At 66.6% G+C, this 14,882-nt stretch carries 14 protein-coding genes and 1 pseudogene; 7 read left to right on the forward strand and 8 right to left on the reverse strand.

Annotated features, from left to right (window positions below; translation table 11 throughout):
• The first annotated feature begins 282 nt into the window (after window positions 1-282).
• Both OHA77_RS15030 and OHA77_RS15035 read left to right on the forward strand, forming a co-directional pair.
• Entirely contained in the window at window positions 283-531 is a 249-nt protein-coding gene (locus OHA77_RS15030) for a hypothetical protein (RefSeq protein WP_406318731.1), read from the forward strand.
• Window positions 532-562: 31 nt separating this feature from the next.
• The gene (locus OHA77_RS15035) at window positions 563-940 is read left to right on the forward strand and encodes a hypothetical protein (RefSeq protein WP_406318732.1); all 378 of its coding nucleotides are present in this window, start codon (window positions 563-565) and stop codon (window positions 938-940) included.
• Between the two features lie 30 nt (window positions 941-970).
• Here OHA77_RS15035 and OHA77_RS15040 read toward each other — a convergent pair.
• From OHA77_RS15040 to OHA77_RS15050, 3 genes and pseudogenes are all read right to left on the reverse strand, one after another.
• Window positions 971-1,109 (reverse strand): annotated as a pseudogene (locus tag OHA77_RS15040) (IS5/IS1182 family transposase); the annotation flags it as partial.
• Window positions 1,110-1,350: 241 nt separating this feature from the next.
• Window positions 1,351-1,812: a hemerythrin domain-containing protein gene (locus OHA77_RS15045; protein WP_189653893.1), complete on the reverse strand. Its 462-nt coding sequence runs from the start codon at window positions 1,810-1,812 to the stop codon at window positions 1,351-1,353.
• On the reverse strand, window positions 1,802-2,623 hold the full coding sequence (locus OHA77_RS15050; protein WP_406319829.1) for an alpha/beta hydrolase: 822 nt from the start codon (window positions 2,621-2,623) through the stop codon (window positions 1,802-1,804). Before OHA77_RS15050 ends, OHA77_RS15045 begins: the two co-directional genes overlap by 11 nt.
• 733 nt (window positions 2,624-3,356) lie before the next feature.
• Between OHA77_RS15050 and ltrA (OHA77_RS15055) the strand changes: the two genes are divergently transcribed.
• Window positions 3,357-4,763: a group II intron reverse transcriptase/maturase gene (gene ltrA, locus OHA77_RS15055; protein WP_406318733.1), complete on the forward strand. Its 1,407-nt coding sequence runs from the start codon at window positions 3,357-3,359 to the stop codon at window positions 4,761-4,763.
• 177 nt (window positions 4,764-4,940) lie between these two features.
• Here the strand turns inward: ltrA (OHA77_RS15055) and OHA77_RS15060 are convergent, their stop codons facing one another.
• Window positions 4,941-5,624, reverse strand: coding sequence for a helix-turn-helix domain-containing protein (locus OHA77_RS15060; protein WP_327092565.1), 684 nt, complete (start codon window positions 5,622-5,624; stop codon window positions 4,941-4,943).
• A 146-nt stretch (window positions 5,625-5,770) separates the two neighbouring features.
• On the opposite strand from OHA77_RS15060, the gene OHA77_RS15065 reads away from it, so the two are divergent.
• Genes OHA77_RS15065 through OHA77_RS15080 form a run of 4 tightly spaced genes read left to right on the forward strand, consistent with a single transcriptional unit; the run spans window position 5,771 to window position 9,679 of the window.
• On the forward strand, window positions 5,771-6,979 hold the full coding sequence (locus tag OHA77_RS15065) for a cytochrome P450 (RefSeq protein WP_406318734.1): 1,209 nt from the start codon (window positions 5,771-5,773) through the stop codon (window positions 6,977-6,979).
• A 5-nt stretch (window positions 6,980-6,984) separates the two neighbouring features.
• Window positions 6,985-7,929 carry an ATP-binding cassette domain-containing protein gene (locus OHA77_RS15070; protein ID WP_406318735.1) on the forward strand — a complete coding sequence of 315 codons (945 nt, stop codon included), beginning with the start codon at window positions 6,985-6,987 and terminating at the stop codon, window positions 7,927-7,929.
• The gene (locus OHA77_RS15075; RefSeq protein ID WP_406318736.1) at window positions 7,926-8,684 is read left to right on the forward strand and encodes an ABC transporter permease; all 759 of its coding nucleotides are present in this window, start codon (window positions 7,926-7,928) and stop codon (window positions 8,682-8,684) included. The genes OHA77_RS15070 and OHA77_RS15075 overlap by 4 nt, the downstream gene beginning before the upstream one ends.
• 8 nt (window positions 8,685-8,692) lie before the next feature.
• Window positions 8,693-9,679 carry a hypothetical protein gene (locus OHA77_RS15080; protein ID WP_406318737.1) on the forward strand — a complete coding sequence of 329 codons (987 nt, stop codon included), beginning with the start codon at window positions 8,693-8,695 and terminating at the stop codon, window positions 9,677-9,679.
• 103 nt (window positions 9,680-9,782) lie between these two features.
• On the opposite strand, the gene OHA77_RS15085 is transcribed toward OHA77_RS15080, so the two are convergent.
• From OHA77_RS15085 to OHA77_RS15100, 4 genes are all read right to left on the reverse strand, one after another.
• Window positions 9,783-10,370, reverse strand: coding sequence for a recombinase family protein (locus tag OHA77_RS15085; protein WP_406318738.1), 588 nt, complete (start codon window positions 10,368-10,370; stop codon window positions 9,783-9,785).
• A 275-nt stretch (window positions 10,371-10,645) separates the two neighbouring features.
• Window positions 10,646-12,151: a group II intron reverse transcriptase/maturase gene (gene ltrA, locus OHA77_RS15090; RefSeq protein ID WP_406318739.1), complete on the reverse strand. Its 1,506-nt coding sequence runs from the start codon at window positions 12,149-12,151 to the stop codon at window positions 10,646-10,648.
• Window positions 12,152-12,927: 776 nt separating this feature from the next.
• Window positions 12,928-13,578: an HAD family hydrolase gene (locus tag OHA77_RS15095; protein WP_406314961.1), complete on the reverse strand. Its 651-nt coding sequence runs from the start codon at window positions 13,576-13,578 to the stop codon at window positions 12,928-12,930.
• 138 nt (window positions 13,579-13,716) lie between these two features.
• A complete protein-coding gene (locus OHA77_RS15100) occupies window positions 13,717-14,844 on the reverse strand; it encodes a tyrosine-type recombinase/integrase (protein ID WP_406314959.1) in 1,128 nt (375 codons plus the stop codon).
• Window positions 14,845-14,882: the final 38 nt, after the last annotated feature.

The raw sequence follows: 14,882 nt of genomic DNA on the forward strand, positions 1-14,882 counted from the left end.
TGGGTGTTGACCGAATACGGAGATTGCGTCCCCGGGGGTGGGGAAAGTTGCGGGATGCGGCCGCTCTGAGGAGGCGGCCGCGTCCTCATCGGTTGGCCGGGATTTCCCGCCGATGCGGCCCTCGCGTCGTTTGTGTCCGGGGCCGCACAGGGACGTTCGGCCGCCATCGGGTATCGGGTATCGGGGGAGCGTTGTGATCAAGCGGGGTAAGCCCACCAAGGACGGTCAGACTCAGCTGACTTTCACCGTGCCGTTCGACCAGGCCCCGGCGGGTTGTCGCTGGTGGGCGACTTCAACGACTGGGACCCCTACGCCCACCCGATGCGACCCCAAGACGGCCTCTACCGGGTGAGTCTCACCATGATCACCGACCAGAGCGCGTGTTTTCGCTATCTGGCCGATGGCGGGGTGTGGTTCGACGATGTCGACGCCGACCACCACGACACCCGCGGCGGCCACCTCAGACCGACCCCCGCACGCCCCGACCCCGACCCCGGCCTCCAAGTCGGCCGCGCCAGGGTCCTGGTCTGAGGCCGCGGCGTAACCATCAAGGTCGTGGCGGGTGCCGTTGACGGCGCCCACGCGGCGCTTCTACCGGGGCGGTCGGCGCAGAAGTCGGCGGGGTGTCAGCCCGACCGCCGCGGCCGGGCTGGCCCTGGCGGACACGACGCTCGGTCGGGTGCTCACCGATCAGGCGACGGGAAAGACGTTGTACGTGTTCGCCAAGGACACCTCCGGCACCTCGACCTGCTACAACGATTGCGCCTCGACCTGGCCGCTGCTTTCTCACGAGCGGAACGCCCTCGGTGGGAGACGGGCTCGACCAGGCGAAAGTGGGCACCACCACCAGAACCGATGGCACCGTCCAGGTGACTTACAACAAGCACCCCTCTGCTTCTTCGCGGCCGACAGCACAGCCGGTGAGGTGCCCCGTGACTGATCCTTGAATTCCGTGGGTGTCATTGCAGGTGGTGAGTCGGCGATGGCATACGAGGTCGCAGTGATAGTGGTGAAGGCGAGTAAGTGTGCGGTTTGTGCTCGTATCGGCGGTGGAGGCGGCGACAGCCGGATAGCCAGGACATGGTCCGTTCCACGACCCAGCGGTGTCGGTCCGGTCATTGGGAGGACCGTCGGAACGACCCGTTGAAACAACTCCCACAGATCCTCCGGCGCCATCCGCTCGACAGGCCCGGCGGTCATCACCCGCGGATCCCGCAAGATCACGCCAGGTGAAATGGCGTCTCAGGGCCGGTCGCGGTTCAGGGACCCGGGCGAGGCGGTGGCGGTTCAGGTCGAACCCAGGTGGGTTCCCGGTCGCGCCGTCGGCGGGCGGCGCGACCGGGACGCGGCTCAGCTGATCGGGCCGAAGATCTCGGTGCGGTCGAAGTCGGCGTCCATGCCGTCCAGCACCGCTCCCAGTTGCTTCTCCTCGTACTTGAAGTGCGTCTCCATGACCGCCTCGATCCCGTCCAGGTGGCGGTGTGCCACCTCCGGGTCGGTCGAGTCGGCCACCGCCTTCCGCAATTCACCGATGAGGTGCTCGATCATGTTGTGGTCCTGAGTCAGCTTCGCGACCACCGGCGCCAGGTCAGGTCGCGCCCGTACCAGTTCCGGGAACAGCGAACCGTCCTCGGCGCGATGGTGGCCGGACAGGGCGGCGCAGAACCCGTGGCAGAACAACAGCAGGTCGGTAGTGGCGTCGGCGGGGTCGCCGCCGTCCAGTCCCGCGCGCGCCAGTGCCAACGCATTGCGCAGCTTGCCGTGCACCCGCTGCAGTTCTCCGCCCCAGGCGGTGACGCGGTCAGTCGGCAAGGACGCCCTCCCGTCGCAGCCAGGCGGCGCACGCGGTCGTCCAGGACGCGGTGTGCGGCTCGCGCGCAATGAATTTATGCGGCTCGCCGCCGTATTCCACGCCGTCGGCGAGGCCGATGCCGTGGCTGCCGCCCGGGTAGACGTGCAACTCCACCGGTACCGCGGCGGCCGCCAGCGCCCGGGTCCACTCCAGCGCGTTGGGCAAGCCCGGCGGGTCCTGAGCGGTGGCCCATACGAAAGTCGGACACACCGACGCGTCCACATGCTTGGCCGGGGATAGCTCGTCCTTGATGGGCAGCAGGTCACCGAGCAGGTTCTCGACCACCGGCGGCGGCAGCAGGTCGAGGTCGGCCAGCGCATAGGCCAGGATCGCGAAGTCCGGTCGGGGCGGGTCGGCGACGCCCTCCTCGATGGACAGAACCTGGCCGGTCATGAGCAGGCCGGCGAGTTGGCCGCCCGCACTTGATCCGATAACGCCGACCCGGCCGACGTCGAGGCCGTGGTCACCGTCGCGGATGTGGTCCAACCCGGCCCGGGCGTCTTCGAGCAGGGCCGGGAACCGGTCCGGCAGCAGCCGGTAGGACAGGACGAAGGCGTGGATGCCGAGGCCGGACAGCCAGCGCGCGTAGCCTTCGCCCTCGTGCGGTGGAAGTTCCCGGAAGCCGCCGCCGGGCAGGACGAGGACGGCGGGTCGAGGGCCGAAGAACCGGTCCTCGACGGGGTAAAGCGTGATCTTCTGTGAAATTGGGGCGGAAATGGCCGTAGCTACCTTTCGATACGACGCCTCCATGCCTGACGAGCCATCCGCCATCAGCACGCGACGCTGCCTGGAACTATAAGGCCCTCCACTCGGGTCGGTGTCATAGGCCGCAGTGCGCCACGAGGCGCTGATTTGTCCGGATGGAGGTGGAAGACCAGCTTCTCCTCGCCGTCGTAGCGGTGAGGTGAAGCTGGAGGCAGCTCGAACCGGGGATTGCCGGTGAGGGCGGGAGCAGCCTCGACAAAGTCGGGTCGGCCCAGGACTGCTGGAAGGGCCGGGCCCGGTGAGCGAGACGGGAAGGTACACGCGAGGAACCGGTGTTGTTACGCCTCTCGATGTGACGCCAGCTCAAACCCAGTGGATATGGGCTGGTCAGCGGTGCGTACCTGCCCCTCATCACGGGCGAGGAACTCTCGTTCGGATATTGCCTCATCCGGGCGGGAGGCCACGGTGAAGGACTACGGCGTAACCGTGGCGAGGCCGCAGGGGTATAGCCGGGTGCCTAACCCGTCGACCGGACGTCAGTGAACGTGGGAACCACCTGGACCGGCTCCCGGCCCGTTTCCTTGCCAGGGAAGCAGGCGGGGATAGGCGCGACGCCGGCCGAAAGGGTTCAGGTGGGGCGGAGCCGTCGTAGTACTCCGAGGCCGGGAGAGCCGGTCACCTGGGGAAGGACGGCAGCGTGTCAGGCAAGGAGAAGAGTGCAATGTCCGAAGACGCGTCGGTGAATACCGGCGCCGTCGTTTGGCCTGACCCGTGGTCGGCTGAGCGCACGGTACGGAGGATGCAGATCAAGTTGCATCGTTGGGCGGGAGAGGATTCCTCCCGCCGGTTCGGTGACCTGTTCAACCTCGTATGCGACCCGGCGTTTCTGGTGCACGCGTGGGAACGCGTCGCCTCCAACGCCGGGGCGAGGACTCCGGGAATCGACCGGGCCACCGTGGCCCGGATCGAGACGCGGATCGGGGTCGAGGCCTTCCTGGGGGAGATCCGCAACTCGCTGAAGTCGAGTGAGTTCCAGCCGGTCGAGGTGCGGCAGGTGATGATCCCCAAGGCGAGCGGGAAGCTCCGCAAGCTAGGGATTCCCACCGTCGCGGACCGGGTCGTCCAGGCAAGTCTCAAGGCGGTGCTCGAACCCATCTTTGAGGCGGATTTCCTGCCGTGCTCCTATGGGTTCCGTCCCGGCCGGCGGGCGCAGGATGCGATTGCCGAGATCCATCACCTGGCCTCGGCACCCATCAACTACCGGTGGGTGCTGGAGGCGGACATCAAGGCGTGTTTCGACGAGATCGATCACACCGCCCTGATGGGCCGCCTGCGGGTGAGGATCAAGGACAAGCGGGTCGGCGCGCTGGTCAGGGCGTTCCTGAAAGCCGGGGTCATGACGGGCAACGGTGACCGGGAAGAGACATTCGCAGGAACCCCGCAGGGCGGGATCCTCTCCCCGCTCCTGGCCAACATCGCCCTGTCAGCGCTGGACGAGTACTTCGACCAGCAGTGGCAGGAGCTGATGGGAACCAACTACAAGCGGGAGAAGCGCAGGAAGAACGGCCTGGCCAACTGGCGGCTCGTCCGATATGCCGACGACTTCGTCGTCATGCTGACCGGTGAACGCCACGACGCCGAAGGTCTGCGTGAGGAGGTCGCAGGCGTGCTCGCCCCGCTGGGGTTGCGCCTGTCTCCGGAGAAGACCCGTGTAGTTCACATCGACGAGGGCTTCGACTTCCTCGGCTTCCATATCCGTCGGATGCGCAAGCGGGGAACGCAGAAGTACTACGTCTACACCATGCCGTCCAAGAAGGCCGTTCAGTCGATCAAGGATAAGGTGAAGGCGAAGACCCACAGGTCAACCCTCTATCAGGACCTGGGCGAGCTGGTTGTCAGCCTCAACCGGATGCTGCGGGGGTGGGCGAACTACTTCCGGCACGGAGTGTCCAAGGACGTGTTCAATGCGATCGACAGCTTCACATGGCGCTGCGTCGCGAACTGGATCTTCCGAAAACACTCCCGGCTCAGCAGACACGAGATGCGCCGCAGATTCTGCCTGCCGGGCACCTGGAAGATCGCCTACGACGGACGTGAGTTCACCGGCGCCGCCGGCGTCAAAGTGATCCGCTACCGCTATCGCGGTCACACGATCCCGACCGCGGGGGCCGTCCCGGAACCGGCAGCCGCCACGACCGGCGGCTGACCAAACGGTCACGACACGTGGAGAGCCCGGTGCCTTGAGAGGGGCACGCCGGGTTCGGCGGGCGAGCCGGGGAAACGGACTGGCCGCAAGGCCAGCACCGCGCCCCGGTCCGACCCAACAAGTAGCTCTGTGTGACTGTCGTGACGCTGCGTGGCTAGCAGAAATACTGCGGTCTGATCACGGCGGGAGGTCGCGCCAGCGTTCAGCCGACGCCAGACCGTCCAGGCTGATCCGCTCCAGGAACGCACCACCCCAGGCCAGGCGGCGTCCCACGGGCGTGTCGAGCCCGAGCGTCTGCCCCGCCTCCTTCGCGACCTCCGCCGCCGCGAGCGTCTGCCTCGAGCTGATCACCGTCGAGTGGTACCAGGCGTCGTCGTCGACCACGTAGATGTCGCGCCGCCGCCGCGGATCACGCTCGCGCCTGATCAGCCCCTGCTGGGTCAGGTAGCCCACCGCCATGGAGATCGAGGCGGGACTGACTTTCAGCCCGCGCGACAGCTCGGCCGCAGTGAGCCTGCCGTCCTCGCTCAGCCACAGGCCAATGAGCACGCGCGCCATCATCTTCGGCAGGCCCATCCCGATCGCCATCTCGACGGCTCCCTCTTCCACCTCGAAGACCTTGCGGTCCTGGGGTTCGGCCTCGGGCGAACGGGCCGGGGTGCCGCGCTGCGCCCGCCGCGCTGCCGCCTGGTGCGCCCGCTCGGGGCGGTAGTCGCCGGGGCCGCCGTTGCGGCCGACCTCGCGGCTGATCGTCGAGGTCGGCCGGTCCAGCCGCCTGGCGATCTCGGCGTACGAACGCCCTTCGGCGAGGCCGGTCGCGATGCGCTGGCGGTCCTGCCGGGTCAACCTTCCTTCTGACATGACGCCAGTATTGCGTTCGACGCCACACAATGCAATGTTTCATTGCATTCAGTTTCACGATCAACGCATCAATTTATCGGCTTTGACCTGCATTTATGTGCATCAATCAATTGACATAATTTCTGAAAGCAACGTAGCTTTCAATCGTGACGAACACGTACTATCGCGACGAGCCGGTCACTCCGTCCCTCGACCGCGCACCCGCCTGCCCCTTCGATCCCGCCCCTTCGCTCACCGCCCTGCGCGCAGAGCAGCCAATCGCCCGCCTGGCCGCGCCCGAGGGCGCCCCCGGCGTCTGGATGATCACCGGATACGACCTGGTCCGCCAGATCCTCGCCGACCCACGCTTCAGCTCCCGCTACGAAACCCACTACCACCCCCTGGCGGGCGGCCACCTGCCGCCCGCCCCCGTCGGCGACCTGACCGGCATGGACGCACCCCAGCACACCCGCTTCCGCAAACTGCTGGCGGGCAAGTTCACCGTCCGCAGGATGAACCTGCTCACCGAGCGGGTCACCGAGATCACCCGTGAGTGGCTCGACGCGATGGAGCGGCAGGGGCCGCCCGCCGACCTCGTCGAGGTCTTCACGCAGCCGGTTCCAGCGCTGATGATCTGTGAGCTGCTCGGCGTGCCGCAGGAGGACCGCGACCAGTTCCAGAGCTCCACCCGGGCCCTGCCGGACGCCGGGACCGCTGAGGCGCAGTACGCCGCCTTCATCGAGCTCGGCACCTACCTGCGGGAGCTCGCGCTCGCCAAGCGGACCAAGCCGACCGACGACCTGCTCAGCGACCTGGCCACCGGCGGCGACCTGACCGACGAGGAGCTCGGCGGCGTGGCCGCGTTCCTGCTCGGCGCCGGGCTCGACACCACCGCCAACATGCTCGCGCTCGGCACCTTCGCCCTGCTGCGCAACCCGGCCCAGCTCACCGCCCTGCGCGGCGACCCCGACCTGGCCGCCGGCGCCGTGGAGGAGCTGCTGCGTTACCTGTCCGTCGCCGCCACCGGTATGCGCGGCGTGCTGGAGGACGTGGAGCTCGGCGGCAGACAGCTCAAGGCGGGCGACACGGTCATCATCGCGATCAACGCTGCCAACAGGGACCCGGCCAGGTTCGCAGGCCCCGACGTACTCGATCTGCGCCGCTCGGCCGCCGGGCATCTGGCCTTCGGCCACGGCGTCCATCAGTGCCTCGGTCAGCAGCTTGCCCGCATCGAGATGCGTGTCGCGTTTCCCGCGCTGCTCATCCGCTTCCCGACGCTGCGGCTCGCCGTACCGGCTGAAGAGCTGTCGCTGCGCACCGACCCCTCGCAGGTCTACGGCGTGCACAGCCTGCCCGTCACCTGGGATCAGGGATGAACGCGATGCGAACCTTCATCTCGGTGACAGGGCTGCGTAAGTCCTACGGCGCCCACCGCGTCCTGGACGGCATCGACCTCACCATCCCGCAGGGCACCGTCTTCTCGCTGCTCGGCCCCAACGGCGCGGGCAAGACCACCACAGTGCAGATCCTGTCCACCCTCATCAAGGCCGACGCGGGCGAGATCAGGGTCGCCGGGCACGACCTGGCCAAGGAACCCGACAAGGTGCGTGCCGCGATCGGCGTCACCGGCCAGTTCTCCGCGGTCGACAGTTTCCTCACCGGCGAGGAGAACCTGCGACTCATGGCCGACCTGCTCCACCTCGGCCACGCCAAGGGCCGCACGCGCGTCCGCGAACTGCTGGAGCGCTTCGACCTCACCGACGCCGCGCGCAAGCCCGCGGCCACCTACTCGGGCGGCATGCGCCGCCGGCTCGACCTCGCCATGACCATGGTCGGCACGCCCAGGCTCATCTTCCTCGACGAACCGACCGCAGGCCTGGACCCGCGCAGCCGCCGCACCATGTGGCAGATCGTCAGGGACCTCGTCCAGCAGGACGGCGTGACCATCTTCCTGACCACCCAATACCTGGAGGAGGCCGACGAACTCGCCGACCGCATCGCGCTGCTCAGCCAGGGCCGGCTGGCGGCCGAGGGCACCCCTGAGGAGCTCAAGCGGCTGGTCCCCGGCGGCCACATCGTCGTGCGCTTCGCCGACCCCGACGGGTACCGCAGGGCGGCCGGCCACGTCGGCGCCACCTCCAGCAACGACGCGGCGCTCACCGTCCAGATCCCCGACTCCGGCGGAGTCAGGACGCTGAGGAAGCTCCTGGAGTGGCTGGACACCCATGCCATCGACGTCGCCGAGCTGTCGGTGCACACCCCCGACCTGGACGACGTCTTCCTCACCCTGACCCAGGAGCCCTCGACCAAGGAGCCCTCCCGATGAGAGCGATCACCGACTCGGCGACGATGCTGCGGCGCCAGGTCAAACACATCTGGCGCTACCCCACGCTGATCCTCACGTTCGCGGCCGTGCCCGTGGTGTTCCTGCTGCTGTTCGTCTACGTCCTCGGCGGCACCATGGGCGCGGGCATCGGCGCCGACCACGCCGCCTACGTCGGCTACCTCACCCCCGGCATCATGATCACGACGATCGTCGGGGCCGCGCAGGGGACCGCGATCTCGGTGGCGACCGACATGGCCGAGGGCATCATCGCCAGGTTCAAGACCATGGCCATCGCCCGCATCTCGGTGCTCACCGGGCACGTACTCGGGGCGATGGTGCAGACGTTCCTCGCGATTGCCGCGGTGACAGTGGTGGCGTTGCTGATCGGGTTCCGCCCGTCCGCCTCGGCGCTGGACTGGCTCGGCGTGGTCGGTGTGCTGGCCATGTTCACCTTCGCCATCACCTGGCTGTCGGTCGCGCTCGCCATGGTCACCAAGAACGTGGCCACGGCCAGCAACCTGCCGATGCCGCTGATGCTGCTGCCGTTCCTCGGCAGCGGCTTCGTCCCGACCGAGTCGATGCCAGCCGGTTTGCGCTGGTTCGCCGAGCACCAGCCGGCCACCCCCGTCATCGAGACACTGCGCGCGCTGCTGGCCGGGCGTCCGGCCGGGTCCAGCTTCCTGGAGGCGGCTGTGTGGAGCGCGGGCATCGCCCTGGTCAGTTATCTGTGGGCACGCAGGCTCTACAACCGGTGAGGGTAGAGGTGTTCAAACGCATTCTTCCAGCGCTTGGCCTGCTGGTTCTCGCGCCGCTGGTCGGCGAATATCTGCTTGGCAACATCGCCATCAACGCCCTACCGATGATCACCGGGCTGATTCCGCTCCATGGCGGTGGCGCGCTGCTGATCCGTGAGGTCGCCCGCCGGTGGCGGCTGGGGTGGCCGGGGATCATCCTGCTCGGGCTCGCCTATGCCGTGATCGAGGAGGGCCTGCTCACCCGGTCGCTGTTCAATCCCGACTATGTCGGGTTGCGGTTGCTCGACTATGGATTCATTCCGGCACTGGACATCAGCGCCCACTGGACCGTGTTCGTTCTGGCCATCCATGGCGTGTGGAGCATCGCGGTGCCGATCTCGCTAGTAGAGGCGGGCTCACGCCGGCCGGACACACCCTGGCTCGGCAAGGTCGGCCTCACCGTGTCAGCCGTCCTGTTCCTGCTCGGCGGCGCGGTGCCCCTCGCCCTGGCAGGTCCGGCCATCTACCCGTTGTCGGCCGCTCAGATCACCTGGACACTGATCACGGCCGTCGCCCTGATCATCGCCGCGTTCCTGTCCGTTCGATTCCGCCGCCCCCTCCTCCCGGCCACGCCGCCCAGCCCGTGGACCGTCTTCGCGATCACCATCGCGGCCGGGCTGGCCTTCTGGCTCCCCAGCTTGCTCGCCATGGTGGGGATCAAGCTGGAGTCCGTCGTGCCCGCGTGGATCACGGTCGGCTTCTACCTCGCGCTCTACGCCACGATGACGCTGCTCATCCTGCGCTGGTCCCGGCGCATGGGCTGGGGACCCTGGCACAGGTTCGCCCTGGGCGCTGCCGGCCTGGTCACCTACGCCTGGCACGGCTTCCCTCAGCCGCCGAGTTTCCCAGCGCCCGCGAATGTGGACCTCATGGGCAACGCGGTCTTCGCGCTGGCCGCCTTCGAGCTGCTCGCCTTTGTGGTGGTACGGCTCCGCCGCACCGCTCCGCCAACTTGACCTTTAACCTTGGCGCTTGCGAGATCGCTCCAGATTTCTTATGAACAAGCTCAGCTTGGCCTTGCCGCCGTAGTAGGTGACCGGGGGCAGCACCGTGCTCCTCCTACGCCGAGACCGGCTTGTCGGGATCGAGGTGGCGGTAGATCGTGGCGCGGCTGACGCCGAGCCGGTCGGCGATCTGCTGGACGGTGTAGCGGCGCTTGCCGTCATCGCCCTTCATCTCGTAGAGCGCGCGGGCCATCTCCACCCCGTGGGCGTCCAGGGCCGCCGGCCGCCCACCGACGCGGCCGCGCGCTCGGGCCGAGGCCAGTCCTTCGAGGGTGCCCTCGACGATGAGTTCGCGGAGGAACTCGTCGAAGGCGCCAAACATGTGGAACTGCAGGCGTCCACCCGGCGTGGAGGTGTCGATGCCCTGCTTGAGCACCAAGAGATCGACCTCGCGCTCGCGGAGCTGCGCCGCCAAGTCCAGCAGGTGGCGCAGCGAACGGGCGGCGCGCGATAGGCGAGTGATGATGAAGGTGTCGCCAGGCCTGAGGTATTCCAGCGCTTTGTCGAGCTCAGGGCATCGATCGACCTTCCCCGATGCCTTGTCGACGAAGATCTGGTCGCAACCGGCCTCTGTGAGGGCGTCGCGCTGGCTGTCGGGGTTCTGGTCGCGGGTGGACACCCTGCCGTAGCCGATCCTGCTCATCTGGATATCGTCTCATAAACGATCTGGCTTCAGGATATTGAAACATAGTTTTCGTACGCGGGTTATGAGACATGATCGCGGAGTTGAACACCGAGAGCAGGACTGTGACTGCAGGGTGTCTCAGAAATGATCGATTCCGGACAAGATCAACGCCGTTGTTGGGTCGGGCCAGGGCGCGGTGCTGACCTTGCGATCAGTCCGTTTCCCCGGCCCGCCCGCCGAACCCGGCGTGCTCCTCTCGAAGCACCGGGCTCTCCACGTGTTGTGGCCGTTGGTCAGCCGCTGGCTGCGGCGGCTGCCGGTGTCGGGGTCCAGGGGGTTGCGATGCTGTGCCCCCGGTAGCGGTATCGGGTCACCTTCACGCTGGCGGCGCCGGTGAGCTCGATGCCGTCATGAACGATTCTCCAGGTGCCCGGTCGGCAGAATCTGCGGCGCATCTCCTGACGGCTGAGCAGTGAGTGTTTGCGAAAGATCCAGTTCGCGACGCGACGCCAGGTGAAGGAGTCGATCGCGTTGAACACATCTTTCGCCACCGCATGCCGGAAGTAGTTCGCCCACCCGCGCAAGAGCCGGTTGAGACTACCGATCAGCTCGGCCAGGCTCATATGGCGGGTTGACCTGTAGGTCTTTGCTTTCACCTTGTCCTTGATCGACTGGATCGCCTTCTTGGACACCACGGTGTAGACGTAATGCTTGTTCGTCCCCCTCTTCCGCATCCGGCGGATATGAAAGCTGAGGAAGTCAAAGCCCTCATCGATGTGGACCACGCGGGTCTTCTCCGGTGACAGCCGCAGCCCTAACGGAACGAGCACGGCCGCCACCTCCTCACGCAGTGCCTCGGCGTGCCGGCGCTCTCCGCTCACCATGACGACGAAGTCATCGGCGAACCGGATGAGCTTCCAGTTGCCCAGACCGTTCTTCCTGCGCTTGACCCGCTGGTAAATGGTTCCCATCTGCTCTCGTCGTTGCCGGTCGAAGTATTCGTCCAGCGCCGACAGGGCGATGTTGGCCAGCAGCGGGGAGAGAATCCCGCCTTGCGGGGTTCCCGCCGGTGTCTCCTGCCGGTCTCCGGTAGTCGTCATGACCCCGGCCTTCAGGAACGCCTTGACCAGCGCGCAGACCCGCTTGTCCTTGATCCTCGCCCGCAGGCGATCCATCAACGCCGTGTGGTCGATCTCGTCGAAACACGCCGTGATGTCCGCCTCCAGCACCCAGGTGTGATTCGAGGGAGCCGAAGCCAGATGGTGGATCTCGGCAATCGCATCATGCGCCCGCCGGTTAGGCCGGAACCCATACGAGCACGGCAGGAAATCCGCCTCGAAGATGGGTTCGAGCACCGCCTTGAGACTGGCCTGGACGATCCGGTCGGCGACGGTGGGGATGCCCAGCTTGCGAAGCTTGCCGCTCGCCTTGGGAATCATCACCTGCCGCACTTCGACCGGTTCGAACCCGCCGAACTTCAGCGAGTTGCGGATCTCCTCCAGGAAGGTCTCCACCCCGATCCGGGCTTCGATCCAGGCCACCGTGGCCCGGTCGACGCCCGCAGTCCGCGCCCCGGCGTTAGAGGACACGCGTTCCCACGCGTGCACCAAAAACGCCCGGTCATAGACGAGGTTGAACAGGTCACCGAACCGGCGACCGAGATCATCGGTCGCCCAACGGTGCAACTTGATCTGCATCTTCCGTACCGCGAAGAAAGCCGGATCAGCATCCGGCCATCTCCCAGCGTCGGTATTCACCGCCGCATCTTCGGACATTGCACCCTTCTCCTTGCTCGACACGCTGCCGTCCTTCCCCATGTGCCGGGCTCTCCCCGGCTCGGAGTACTACGACGGCTCCGTCCCACCCACGCCCTTCGGCGGACATCGCACCTATCCCCGCTCACCTTCCTGGCTGGAAGGTCGAAGAGGAGGGAGCGCGGGGGTTCCCACGTTCACTGCTGTCCGTTCGACGAGTTAGGCACCCGGCTATACCCCTGCGGCCTCGCCATGGCTACGCCGTGGCCTTTCACCATGGCCTCCCGACCAGGCGCCCCAATGCCCGGCCAGAAGTTCCCCGCCCCGCGATGAGGGGGCGGGTGCGCACCGCTGACCAGCCCATATCCACCGGATTTGAGCTGGCGTCACATCAAGAGGCGTAACGACACCGGTTCCTCGCGTATACCTTCTCGTCTCGCTCATCGGGCCCGGCCCGTCCGGTAGTGCCAGGCCGACCCGACTTTGTCGAGGCTGCTCCCGCCCTCCCCAGCGACTCCAGGGTTGGGCTGCCTCCAGCTTTGCTCCGCCACCACGACGGCAGAGCAGCGGCGGTCTTTCACCTCCGCACGGACAGATCAGCGCTTCGTGGCGCACTGGGGCTCATGACAGCGTTCTTACCGGCACGTCTGCCGTGAGTTCAGCCAGACTGAAGCATATTCATCGGGAACACACGTGAGTTCGGTTGGTGAGATCTGAAAACGCGGGGAGTTCAATCGTTATCTAGGGTTGTAGGGCCCTTCCAGCAGGTCAGAGGAAGATGACCTCTTCTTTCACGTAGGCCAAGTTGGAATCCTGGTCGGTCAGGCTTCTGCAAGGAGTCTCGGGAGTTCGCGCATGTCGTCGAAGATCGTGGTGTTCGATCCTTCGAGCCATTGCGCGGGTGTGAGTCCGCCAGCGTAGCCAAGGGCGCGCATGCCGGCTGCGCGGGCTGCCTGGATCCCGTATTGGCTGTCCTCGACGACGATGCAGGCCGAGGGGTGGACGCCCATCTGCTTGGCAGCGTGCAGGAACAGGTCGGGGGCCGGTTTGCCGCGGGCGACCTCGCTTGCGCTGAAGATGCGGCCTTCGAAGTATGGGTAAATCCCGGTGTGACCCAGCGTGTGGCGCATCGTGTCGTGACTGCCGCCAGAGGCGACGCAGCTGGGATGCGTGAGGGTGTCGAGGACTTCGAGGATGCCGTCGACCGGGGTGAGTTCGGCATCGACGGCCGCACGGTGGAGTCGCTCGAATCTCTCCCACCAGAGCGCGGCCCGGCCCGGCCCTACTCGGGAAGTGATTTGTTCACCGTTGGACACGGGCGACCGGCCGATGAACTTTTCGATCACCTCGGCTTCGGTCAGCGGCCAGCCCAGCTCGGCGCCCACGGCGACATGGGCGCGGACGGCTATGCGTTCGCTGTCGACGAGCACGCCGTCGCAGTCGAAGATGACGAGCTCAATCGGAGTGATCATCTGGACAGGCTAGGGAGAAGTGGTCGTCCGTGTCAGCTGCATGATCCGATGGCCGGTGCGTGGCGAGTGGGGAGACGGACGCCGCGGGTCGAAGTATCGGCGACCCGATGGGATCCCGGAGTCATGATCCAGACGGGATCATGGCTGGGGTGTCTGATCGAGTTCGTCGGCGAGTAGATGCTCGGCGACGGCGGAGTATCTGGCTGCGGTGCTGTGGGAGATCCCGAAGACCAGCGACAGGTGAAGCGGATCGGCTCCTCCGGCGAGAGCCTCGTGCAGGATGCGGTCCTTGCGTATCCGGTCGACGCTGCATCCAATGCGATTCATCCGCAGCGTCACGAACGCCTGGCTGATAGGGCCAGCACCGTAGGCAGTCTTGTTGCTGATGAGCACGTGGGGATTGTTGGTGTGCGGCCAGGTTGTGCGGCGGTAGCGGAGCCAGCGACGGAGTGCTCGATGGCTGAGGTCGCCGAGTCGCTGGCGGCGGCCTGCGAGGATGATTCGCCGGTTGGCCAGATCGAGGTCGTCGAGTGTCAGATGGCGGATGGCTCCGGTGCGAGCGGCGTTCTCGGCAGCCAGGGCGATGATGACTCGTCCGGCGAGGTCCTCGGCCTGTTGCTCGATGGCCCGAATCTCCTCATCAGCCATCGGAAGCAGGGCGAAGTCCGCCGGGCGGCCCTTCAACCTGATCGTCGGGTTGGAGAAGATCAGGCCGCGCTTCTTGGCGAACCCGAACAGCGATCGCAGGGCGCTGATCGTGGTGGCGCGTCGTGAGCCGCTGAGCGGTCCAAGCGCTGCGTGGATGTCGGAGCGGGTGACCTCCCGCAGATGGTCATAGCTCGCCGCCCAGTCATCGAGGAATGGCCGGATGGCCCCGAAGTAGACATAGATGCTGGATGCGGACCGGGGCCGTGCCCTGGCGTCGCCGTTGAGCAGGATCAGCAGCCACTGCCGGACGGGGATGATGAAGCCGGGTGTGAAAGGAATCGTGACCCGGTCGATCCAGGATTTGATCGCCGGATCGGAGTCATCGTGGAGCAGGTCCAGGTCGATGAGCACGTCGATGAGCCGAGGTCGCGACACCCAGCGGTGCGGCCGGGCTCGAACCTCGCTGAGCGAGACACGCTCACCTGCGGGGAGGCCAGTCAGCACCGTGACGAGCCCGTCCAGCACGCATCTGGTGGTGGAGGGGTTCCAGCCGCCGATTTGGCCGAGTACTTGGACGTGATGTGCCGCTGCCCGCAGTACCGGATCATTTGCTGTCAACGCCGGATGCTGCCAACGCGGTGGGACCGGCTGGCCGT

Origin of the sequence: Streptosporangium sp. NBC_01639 (genome assembly GCF_045209755.1) — a bacterium.
Classification (GTDB): domain Bacteria; phylum Actinomycetota; class Actinomycetes; order Streptosporangiales; family Streptosporangiaceae; genus Streptosporangium.

Bases quoted from the DNA above. Each gene is read 5' to 3' on its own strand.
- OHA77_RS15060 (WP_327092565.1), bottom strand. From the start codon at position 5,624: ATGTCAGAAGGAAGGTTGACCCGGCAGGACCGCCAGCGCATCGCGACC.
- OHA77_RS15070 (WP_406318735.1), top strand. From the start codon at position 6,985: ATGCGAACCTTCATCTCGGTGACAGGGCTGCGTAAGTCCTACGGCGCC.
- OHA77_RS15050 (WP_406319829.1), bottom strand. From the start codon at position 2,623: ATGGCGGATGGCTCGTCAGGCATGGAGGCGTCGTATCGAAAGGTAGCT.
- OHA77_RS15095 (WP_406314961.1), bottom strand. From the start codon at position 13,578: ATGATCACTCCGATTGAGCTCGTCATCTTCGACTGCGACGGCGTGCTC.
- ltrA (WP_406318733.1), top strand. From the start codon at position 3,357: ATGCAGATCAAGTTGCATCGTTGGGCGGGAGAGGATTCCTCCCGCCGG.
- OHA77_RS15075 (WP_406318736.1), top strand. From the start codon at position 7,926: ATGAGAGCGATCACCGACTCGGCGACGATGCTGCGGCGCCAGGTCAAA.
- OHA77_RS15085 (WP_406318738.1), bottom strand. From the start codon at position 10,370: ATGAGCAGGATCGGCTACGGCAGGGTGTCCACCCGCGACCAGAACCCC.